Here is a 9,031-nt window from a genome sequence, read left to right on the forward strand (position 1 = left end):
ATCATGCTGACAAGCAAATATCATATCGCTTCGCTGATTGCCATTTTCATCGCGCTCGGCATTGGCATTCTGCTTGGCGGAACGCTGGGCCAGCAGTGGATGCATGAAACGGAGCAGAATCTTGTGAAAATATTGGTGGAAAAGTATGACCGCCAGGTATCGCAAAATCAGCTGCTGCAAAAGCAGATCGTTTCCCTGCAGATGATGAACCAGTCCGAGCCCATTCTGGAGAATAAGAAAATTGTCTGGATTCGTCCCTCGTCGGTGAAAAATGAGATGCTGCAGATCATCATGAAATCGGCGGGCGCCGACTGGTCGGAGCAAAATGCGGAGAAGCTCCAGGCTTATTGGAATGCAGGGGAGGCGGATACGCTGCAGGTTTTCTGGTCAACGGAAACCGGCGGCGTGCCGCCGCCCGACATCATCGTCATCTCCGATCCGAAGGCCGCAAAGTATGCAGCCCGGTGGTACGGCAATGATGGCGGCTCGGCGCAGGTAAGCGGCAGCGTTCCGAAGGTGATTGACATGAGCGCGTACAAGCTTGAATTGACCGAACCGAAGCAGATCGTCGATTTCATTTTGTACTTGAAAAAAATTATTCGGGAGGAATCGCATGAAGCCTTCAGTTACTATCATTATACCGGCGTGGAATGAGGAAGCGCTGCTGCCCGTCACTCTGTCCGCGCTGTATAAGCCGCACGTCCGCCGGCTGTGGGATGAATTGCTGGTGATTGACGACGGAAGCGGCGACCGCACTTACTTCCAAGCGCAGCGCTTTGCCGACCGGGTTATCCGGCACGGCCGGAATTTGGGCAAGGGAGCCTCTTTGGACAACGGGTGGAGGGAGGCGAAGGGCGAGATTCTCGTGTTCTTGGATGCGGATCTCGGAGAAACGGCTGAACGGGTCGGCGAGCTGATTCGTCCCGTCAGGGATGATGGGTATGACATGAGCATAGCGAGGCTGCCGTCTCCAAGGCGCAAAGGCGGCTTCGGTCTGGTGCGGGGCTTGGCTGCCCGGGGGATTTACCTGCTGAGCGGATACCGGACGCATGCGCCATTGTCCGGCCAGCGCGCGCTCCGGCGGGAGGTTTTGGAGAAGATCGGCGGGCTGTCAAGGGGATTCGGCGTCGAGGTCGGTCTGACCATCGATGCGGCACGCTCGGGTTTTGCCATTTGCGAGATTGCCGTCGGTTTCAGGCACCGGGAAACCGGCCGCGATTGGAGCGGGTTCCTGCACCGCGGCAAACAGTTTGTTTCCGTCGGCAGAACGCTGGTGCACAAATGGAGACATCCGGTATGCTGATCTCCGGTCTGCTGTTTTTCGGCATATTTTTGTCCATAGCGGTCATCGCCCTTCCGCTGAGCATCCGCTTTCTTGCCGAACACGGCATGACGGAGGCCAACTATAAGCAAGCGAGGATCCCCAAGGCAACCGGCATTTATTTGTTGTTTTTGACGCTTTTCTATATGTGGCTCAGCCGCATCTGGCTGGAGCTGGAGCTGTCGCTGCCGTTTTCGGCATTTGCGGGTGCCGGATCAAACGCGCAAAAGTGGACATATGCGTATATCTCGTCGCTGACAATTGTTTTTGCGCTTGGTTGGATGGATGACTCAATTGGGGACAAAACCGTCAAAGGCTTCAAAGGGCATCTGCGCAAATGGAGGTTGGAAAAAAGCGTTTCGACCGGTTTGCTGAAGGCCGCGGGTACAGCTCTGACGGCCTGCTGGATATCGATCGAATTGGGGGGCGGCCTGCTGGCCGGGCTGCTGCATTTCGGCCTGATTGCGTTGGCGGCCAATGCGGTCAATTTGCTGGATCTTCGTCCGGGGCGGGCGATCAAGAGCTTTTGGGCCGCAGCCGTGCTGATTTTTGCGGCAGGCGAGCCTTTTGCTGCAGCAGCGTGGCTGTTTCCGCTGCTTGTCGGCACGCTGCTTTTACTGCCGGATGACCTCGGGGGCAGAGCCATGCTAGGGGACACGGGTGCTAATTTACTCGGCTTTGCTCTGGGCACGGCGGCAGCGGCATCTGCTCCCTGGTGGTTCCAGACAGGGATGCTCGCAGGATTGATCGCGATTCATTGGGTCGCCGAACGCGGCTCCGTCACCCGCATCATTGAAAACAGCAGGCTGCTGAACTGGCTGGATAAATTGGGTCGGGTATAGTTTCCAGGCGGCGGGTCGAAACCAACCGATTTGAGCGGGTCAGCTTCCAGCTGTCGGTCGTACAGTTCGGCTTCCCGGAAAACTGCGACAACTCGCAGAATATAGGCTCTATTGCAGACATTCCCTGACAACCTCACAAAATTTCATTTCATTTTTTATTTCTTTTTTCCTTGAACCGCGGAGCGACATAATTTCTTTTTCTGTCCCGATAAAAAATCCATCCTCCTACAAAGAAAACGCCGATTAGGAAAAACAGTATTCCCAACAGAAATTTCCCCCAGGGCATAACCGGCGGGCCGAACGATTCGAATACGGCGTCTTTCATCAAAATAAAACCGTATGCGGCGACAATTCCCGGCACAACCAGGAGCACGACGGCGATGAATCGGTACAAAATTTGCAGCATTGCGGCATATCTCCTTCTCTGGCAGCTATCGTTGCGATGCAAACCTATTATACTTTTTCTTTCATTCAATTTGAAGTCGGGTTACAATGAGGTTACGTTTGTACGTGTTATTGCGAGGAGGATACATATGGCGAAACATTACGATATCGTTGTGCTCGGCGGCGGCACCGGCGGCTACGTCGCGGCGATCCGCGCGGCGCAGCTGGGGAAGACCGTGGCCATCGTGGAGCAGGACAAGCTCGGCGGCACCTGTCTGCACAAGGGCTGCATTCCCAGCAAGGCTTTGCTGCGCAGCGCGGAAGTCTATCATACGATGAACAGCGGGATGGAGTACGGGATCGAAGTGTCCGGAACGCAGCTTAAATTTTCCAGAGTCCAAGAAAGAAAACAGTCGGTTGTCGATCAGCTGCATAAAGGCATTGAATATTTGATGAAAAAAAATAAAATCGATGTGGTGAAAGGAATCGGGAGGATTATCGGCCCCTCGATATTCTCGCCGAAGAGCGGAGCGGTGGCGGTTGAGCTCCCGGACGGGGAAGTGGAGACGCTTGTCCCCGAAAATTTGATCATTGCGACGGGGTCAAGGCCGAAATCGCTTCCGGGGCTCGCCATTGACGGAACCAGAGTGATGACCAGCGATGAAGCTCTGTCGATGGAGGAGCTTCCCCGGTCGATCATCATCGTCGGCGGAGGTGTTATCGGCGTGGAATGGGCTTCCATGCTGAGCGATTTCGGCGTTGAGGTGACGATTGTTGAATACGAGCCCCGTCTGATTCCCTTGGAGGATGAAGAGATTTCCCGGGAGCTCGAAAGGCTGTTCAAGAAGCGGAAGGTAAAGGTGCTTACCGGTGCCAGGCTGCTTGCGGAAACCGTGAAGCCGGATGAAACGGGAGTTTCCCTTGAGCTCGAACACAAAGGGCAGACGGTGCGGCTTCAGGCTGAGCGGATGCTTGTATCCGTCGGCAGACAGGCGAATGTGGAGGGCATCGGCCTGGAGAATACCGATGTCAAGGTGGAGCGCGGCGTGATCAAGGTCAACGAATTCATGCAGACCAGCGAAGCGCATATTTATGCCATCGGGGATGTCAACGGGGGGCTGCAGCTGGCCCATGCGGCTAGCCACGAAGGGATTGCCGCCGTGGAGCATATCGCCGGCATGCAAGTGCATCCCTATGAGCCGCACCGGGTGGCAAGATGCATCTATACCCGCACCGAGGTCGCCAGCGTCGGGTGGACGGAGCGGCAGGCCAAAGACAAGGGCTTTGAGGTGAAGGTCGGCAAGTTCAATTTTCGGGCAATCGGCAAAGCGCTGGTGTACGGGGAAGTCGACGGATTTGTGAAGGTGGTGGTCGACAAGCTTACGGATGATATTCTCGGCGTCCACATCATCGGTCCGCACGCGACCGATTACATATCGGAAGCCGCCCTCGCCCAGCTTCTGAATGCGGCTCCCTGGGAGGTCGGCCGGACGATCCATCCCCATCCGACGCTTTCCGAGGCGCTCGGCGAAGCGATGCTTGCCGTGGACGGACAGGCCATCGGCATGTGATTCTTTATGATATTTTGAATTTTCAGGGTGGGTCTTTTCATTTCGGAACAAAAAGAGGTATAATACGTTTAAAGTCAAGTATTAGTACCAGGTTATAAAATTTGCTCTCAATCCATTGACACCATAAATTTTTGCGTGAAGGAGGCAGTTCCATTGATCAACGAGGCTCCTGTCAATTCAGAAATGAAGCACAGCCGGCTGGGATTGACCGATCGGCAGGTGATCGATATGTACAGGATGATGCTGGCGGCACGAAAATTCGATGATCGGTGTTTGGTCCTGCAGCGTTCCGGCAAAATCGCTTTCCACGTGTCCGGTGTCGGACAGGAAACCGGCCAGGCGGCTGCCGCGTTCGCTTTTGACGGAAATCGGGATTTCTTCCTGCCGTATTATCGGGATTACGCGTTCGTGCTGTCCGTCGGCATGACGGTCAGGGACCTGATGCTGTCGGTCTTTGCCAAAGCGGAGGATCCAAGCAGCGGAGGACGGCAGATGCCCGGACACTTCGGACACCGCAAGCTGAGGATCGTCAGCGGCTCCAGCCCGGTGGCGACGCAGATTCCGCAGGCCGCGGGCATTGCCTATGCGGGGAAACTGAGAAATGAGCAGTTTTGCACATATGTCTCTTTTGGCGAAGGCTCCAGCAACCAGGGTGATTTTCATGAGGGATGCAATTTTGCCGGTGTACATAAGCTGCCCGTCATTTTCTTTTGTGAAAACAACCAATACGCCATTTCAACTCCCTACAGCAAGCAGATCGGTGAGGCGCGGATCGCCGACCGGGCGATCGGCTACGGGTTTCCGGGAATCCGCGTGGACGGCAATGATGCGCTGGAGGTTTACCGGGTCGTGAAAGAGGCCCGAGAGAGGGCGATGCGGGGAGAAGGACCGACGCTGATTGAAGCGATGATGTACCGCATTCCTCCCCATTCCACGGCTGATGACGATATGCTCTATCGCACGAAGGAAGAAGTGCAGGAGAATATGCAGAAGGACGGAATTGCCCGTCTGAAGCAGTATCTGATCGACTGCGGCCTGTGGGACGAACAGCAGGATCAGGAATTGGTCTTGGAAATCACCAGAATGATCAATGAAGAGACGGCATATGCCGAGAAAGCGCCTTATCCGGCGCCTGAAGACACTCTGAAGCATGTTTATGAGGAAGAAAGCGAGGCGTGAGTCTTGGCGGTCATCAAATATATCGAAGCGATTGTAAGTGCGATGCGGGAAGAAATGCGGCGCGACGATAATGTCTTCGTGCTTGGCGAAGATGTCGGCGTCCGCGGAGGGGTTCTGAACACCACCAAAGGGCTATACCAGGAGTTCGGCGAAATGCGCGTGATGGACACGCCGCTGGCGGAATCCGGCATCGTCGGGGTTGCGGTCGGCGCGGCGATGTACGGCCTCCGGCCGATAGCCGAAATGCAGTTTGCCGATTTCGTTTTTCCCGCAACCAACCAGATCATCAGCGAAGCGGCGAGGGTCCGCTACCGTTCGAACAACGACTGGCAGTGTCCGCTGGTTGTCCGTTTGCCGTACGGAGCGACGGGCGGCGGAGCCTTGTACCATTCCCAATGCCCGGAATCCGTATTTGTCGGCACGCCCGGGCTGAAGATCGTCGCCCCCTCGACACCGTACGATGCCAAAGGATTGCTGAAGGCGGCCATTCGGGACAATGATCCGGTGCTTTATTTCGAGCATAAAAAATGCTACTTGTCTCAGACGGGAGAAGTCCCCGACGGGGATTACATCGTGCCGATCGGCAAGGCGGACGTCAAACGGGAGGGGACGGACATCACCGTCATCACGTACGGACTGACCGTGCATTATGCTCTTCAAGCGGCGGAGGAGCTGCATAAGGAAGAAGGCATCAGCGCGCATATCCTTGATTTGCGCACCCTGCAGCCGCTGGACAAGGGAGCGATTCTGGAATCCGCAGCCCGCACGGGCAAGATCTTGATCGTTCACGAAGACAATAAAACCGGAGGCGTCGGCGGAGAGGTTGCAGCCATCATTGCCGAGGAGCTGCTGTTTGAGCTGGATGCCCCGATCATGCGGTTGTGTCCGCCCGACGTTCCCGCCGTGGGAATGAATCCCCCGATGGAAAAATTCTTTTTGCTGAATAAGGACAAGATTAAGGATGAGATGAGAAAGCTGGCGCTGTACTAGCGCCGAAACGGGTTAGGAGGTCCTTTATGAGAGTGACGAAAGCTGCCGGCACCGAGGTTACCGTGCCTCATCTGGCGGAAAGCCTGGTGTCTGCCACGATCGGCAAATGGATGAAAAAACCGGGGGATTACGTTGAGCAGTATGAGGTGCTCTGCGAATTGATCACGGAGAAGGTCAACGCGGAAATGCCTTCTCCCGTGGAAGGAGTTTTGAAGGAAATCCTTGCGGAGGAAGGGGAAACGGTGGAGGTCGGCGGGGTGATCTGCATCATCGAGGAGCCCGGCTCGGCGACGGAAGCAACCGGCCAAGCCGTACAGCACGAAGCCTCTTCCGCATATCGCCGGGGCTTCGAAGCGGCGGACGGGGATTCCTCCATGCGTCACCGCTATTCTCCCGCGGTTCAGCATTTGGCCAACGAATACCGGCTCGATCTGACGCAGATTGCCGGCACCGGCATGGGCGGCCGGATTACCCGGAAAGACGTGCGCGAATTCATTGAAGGACGGCAGCAGAGACGGCCGCCAGCGGTTGATCCTCAACAGGCGGACCATCAGGCTTCTCCCGGAAGGGAACCAGCGGATCGGCAATCCCCCGTCCGGAGGGAAGAGCCGCAGCGCCGGAAAGAGCCGCTTACGACCGAGAAAGTGCCTGTCCGCTCCACCGGACTTCACCTGTCGGAGACGCCGCGCATGCCGCTGATCGAGGTTGAGCCGATGCAGGATACCGGCAGGGGCGAGTATTTTATCGACGTCACGCCGATCCGCAACACAATCGCAACGCGGATGAGGCAAAGCGTGACGGAAATCCCCCATGCCTGGATGATGATCGAAGTGGATGTCACCAATCTGGTTCTGCTTCGAAACAAGCTGAAGGATGAATTCCGCAAGCAGGAAGGCATCAATCTGACCTATCTCGCCTTCATGCTGAAGGCGGTTGTCAATGCCATCAAGGATTATCCGATTCTTAATTCCGTGTGGGCCGTCGATAAAATCATCGTCAAAAAAGACATCAACATTTCGCTTGCCGTGGGAACGGAGGATTCCGTTATCACCCCGGTCATCAAAAAAGCCGACAGAATGAATATCGCCGGATTGGCAAGGGAAGTCGACGAGCTGTCCAGGAGGGCCAGAACAGGTAAGCTGAAATTGGATGAAGTGTTGGGAGGAACGATCACCGTCAACAATACGGGCTCCTTCGGATCAATTCTTTCCTATCCGATCATCAACTATCCACAGGCTGCCAACCTCTCGTTCGAGTCCATCGTCAAGCGGCCGGTCGTCATCAACGATATGATTGCGGTGCGCTCGATGGTCAATATTTGCCTGTCTTTGGATCACCGGATTCTCGACGGTTTGATCTGCGGCAGATTCCTGCAGCGGCTGAAGGAAAATCTCGAAGCCTTCGGACCGGATACCCAATTGTATTAATTTGTATGATGTGAACAAGTCAGGGCTTGAAGAACGAATCCACAACCCCAACAGCGGGCTGGGCATCGTTCTTCAAGCCCTGTTTGCATTGATTCAATCCAAATCCTTATCGGCCTGCTTCTCGCTGGAAATAATACGAAATACCTATTCGTGCGAACGCTCTGGAAGGATTCGTTCATTTTAGTATAGACAGCGGCTGACAAGAATCGTCCATATGTATGATATTACCAGAAATGGACATAGATTATGATAATGGTATAACAAGTTAATGAATCTCTCGATAGATGAAAAAGGCAAAGCCGGTGAAAGCCGGTGACGCAAAGCTACAGGGGCTAATGTGCACAGTATGTACTATGCCAGCCAGTTGCCAAAAGAGAGATAGGGAACCTGTTGCCCCATCTTTCTCGGATGGGGTATTTCTGTATTTGGAGGTGGTAAGTTAAAACAATTTTACTATGTTTTGATGTTTATAAATAAAAGGAGGAATCAAAAATGTATAAATTTAACGTAAAAAAGGAATTCATCATTATTCTTGTCCTGATTTTAACCTTCATGTCCTTTCCCGTAAATTTTGTCGGTGCCGAGGCTAGTACCCAGAGTTCCATTGTCATCGAGTATAAGCCGGTAAAAGCGATTCATGCCTCAACGAACATACACAGCCTTGCCGTACTGGAAGATGGAACGATTCAAGCATGGGGAAATAATTGGTCCGGTCAGTTGGGCGATTACACCATGACGAATGGCGGTTATCCAGCCGACTCGCTTTTGTCATCGATATTTATTTTGACGAAGCGACTTACGGCCATTTTTCCAATGATTTTAAAGAAGGAGATTCGGTAGATATCGCTACAGGCAACTTTGCCTACGATCATACTGATCTGAGCATTGCCGGACGCGGTCTGCCGCTTGAATTTTCGCGCTATTACAATAATCGCAGTTACCTCGAGAGTTCTTTGGGCAGGGGCTGGTCCCATACTTATAACAGTTACTTGGAGATTAAACCGGACTCGGTGTATGTGGTTTATCCGGACGGAAAAAAAGCTCCGTATAAAAAGACGCTAACCGGATATCAGGCTTTGGAAGGTTTTTATGAACAATTAATTCAGGAACAAGACGGTTCCTATACCTTGATTTTTAAGGACCAGACCAAGTTCAAGTACAGTGCCTCGGGCAAGCTACTCGCATTAACCGACAGAAACGGAAACCAACTAACCTTGAGTAAGCGTCAAACCAAACCCACCTGTGAAGCTGGTTTGGCTCATGAGATAATCTTCCTCAGAATAGATGTGAGGAGGATTTTTTTATGACGCAAGAGGA

At 53.7% G+C, this 9,031-nt stretch carries 10 protein-coding genes, 1 pseudogene and 1 riboswitch; of the genes and pseudogenes, 10 read left to right on the forward strand and 1 reads right to left on the reverse strand.

Going from position 1 to position 9,031, the window contains the following annotated elements; translation table 11 throughout:
• The first annotated feature begins 3 nt into the window (after positions 1-3).
• From VF724_RS18025 to VF724_RS18035, 3 genes are read left to right on the forward strand one after another with little or no spacing between them, the layout of a single operon-like run.
• Entirely contained in the window at positions 4-654 is a 651-nt protein-coding gene (locus VF724_RS18025; protein WP_371755633.1) for a copper transporter, read from the forward strand.
• Positions 614-1,303: a glycosyltransferase family 2 protein gene (locus VF724_RS18030; protein WP_371755634.1), complete on the forward strand. Its 690-nt coding sequence runs from the start codon at positions 614-616 to the stop codon at positions 1,301-1,303. The genes VF724_RS18025 and VF724_RS18030 overlap by 41 nt, the downstream gene beginning before the upstream one ends.
• Complete coding sequence (locus VF724_RS18035; RefSeq protein ID WP_371755635.1) at positions 1,297-2,163, forward strand: hypothetical protein; 867 nt, start codon at positions 1,297-1,299, stop codon at positions 2,161-2,163. The genes VF724_RS18030 and VF724_RS18035 overlap by 7 nt, the downstream gene beginning before the upstream one ends.
• Positions 2,164-2,311: 148 nt before the next feature.
• Here the strand turns inward: VF724_RS18035 and VF724_RS18040 are convergent, their stop codons facing one another.
• Positions 2,312-2,569 carry a DUF2627 domain-containing protein gene (locus VF724_RS18040; protein WP_371755636.1) on the reverse strand — a complete coding sequence of 86 codons (258 nt, stop codon included), beginning with the start codon at positions 2,567-2,569 and terminating at the stop codon, positions 2,312-2,314.
• Positions 2,570-2,696: 127 nt separating this feature from the next.
• On the opposite strand from VF724_RS18040, the gene lpdA reads away from it, so the two are divergent.
• The 7 genes and pseudogenes from lpdA (at position 2,697) to VF724_RS18075 (ending at position 9,021) form a co-directional block, all read left to right on the forward strand.
• The gene (gene lpdA / locus VF724_RS18045) at positions 2,697-4,118 is read left to right on the forward strand and encodes a dihydrolipoyl dehydrogenase (RefSeq protein ID WP_371755637.1); all 1,422 of its coding nucleotides are present in this window, start codon (positions 2,697-2,699) and stop codon (positions 4,116-4,118) included.
• Positions 4,119-4,301: 183 nt separating this feature from the next.
• Positions 4,302-5,297, forward strand: a complete 996-nt coding sequence (locus VF724_RS18050) for a thiamine pyrophosphate-dependent dehydrogenase E1 component subunit alpha (protein WP_371755641.1) — start codon at positions 4,302-4,304, stop codon at positions 5,295-5,297.
• Between the two features lie 3 nt (positions 5,298-5,300).
• Complete coding sequence (locus tag VF724_RS18055; protein ID WP_371755638.1) at positions 5,301-6,287, forward strand: alpha-ketoacid dehydrogenase subunit beta; 987 nt, start codon at positions 5,301-5,303, stop codon at positions 6,285-6,287.
• 26 nt (positions 6,288-6,313) lie between these two features.
• Positions 6,314-7,714, forward strand: a complete 1,401-nt coding sequence (locus VF724_RS18060; protein ID WP_371755639.1) for a dihydrolipoamide acetyltransferase family protein — start codon at positions 6,314-6,316, stop codon at positions 7,712-7,714.
• 282 nt (positions 7,715-7,996) lie between these two features.
• Positions 7,997-8,086: riboswitch (cyclic di-GMP riboswitch) on the forward strand.
• 120 nt (positions 8,087-8,206) lie between these two features.
• Positions 8,207-8,554: a hypothetical protein gene (locus VF724_RS18065; protein ID WP_371755642.1), complete on the forward strand. Its 348-nt coding sequence runs from the start codon at positions 8,207-8,209 to the stop codon at positions 8,552-8,554.
• Positions 8,555-8,598: 44 nt separating this feature from the next.
• Positions 8,599-8,703, forward strand: a pseudogene (locus tag VF724_RS18070) (DUF6531 domain-containing protein); the annotation flags it as partial.
• Between the two features lie 27 nt (positions 8,704-8,730).
• Positions 8,731-9,021 (forward strand): hypothetical protein, encoded by a 291-nt coding sequence (locus tag VF724_RS18075; protein ID WP_371755643.1) that lies wholly within the window; start codon positions 8,731-8,733, stop codon positions 9,019-9,021.
• Positions 9,022-9,031: the final 10 nt, after the last annotated feature.

The sequence above is a fragment of the Ferviditalea candida genome, from assembly GCF_035282765.1.
Lineage (GTDB): Bacteria > Bacillota > Bacilli > Paenibacillales > KCTC-25726 > Ferviditalea > Ferviditalea candida.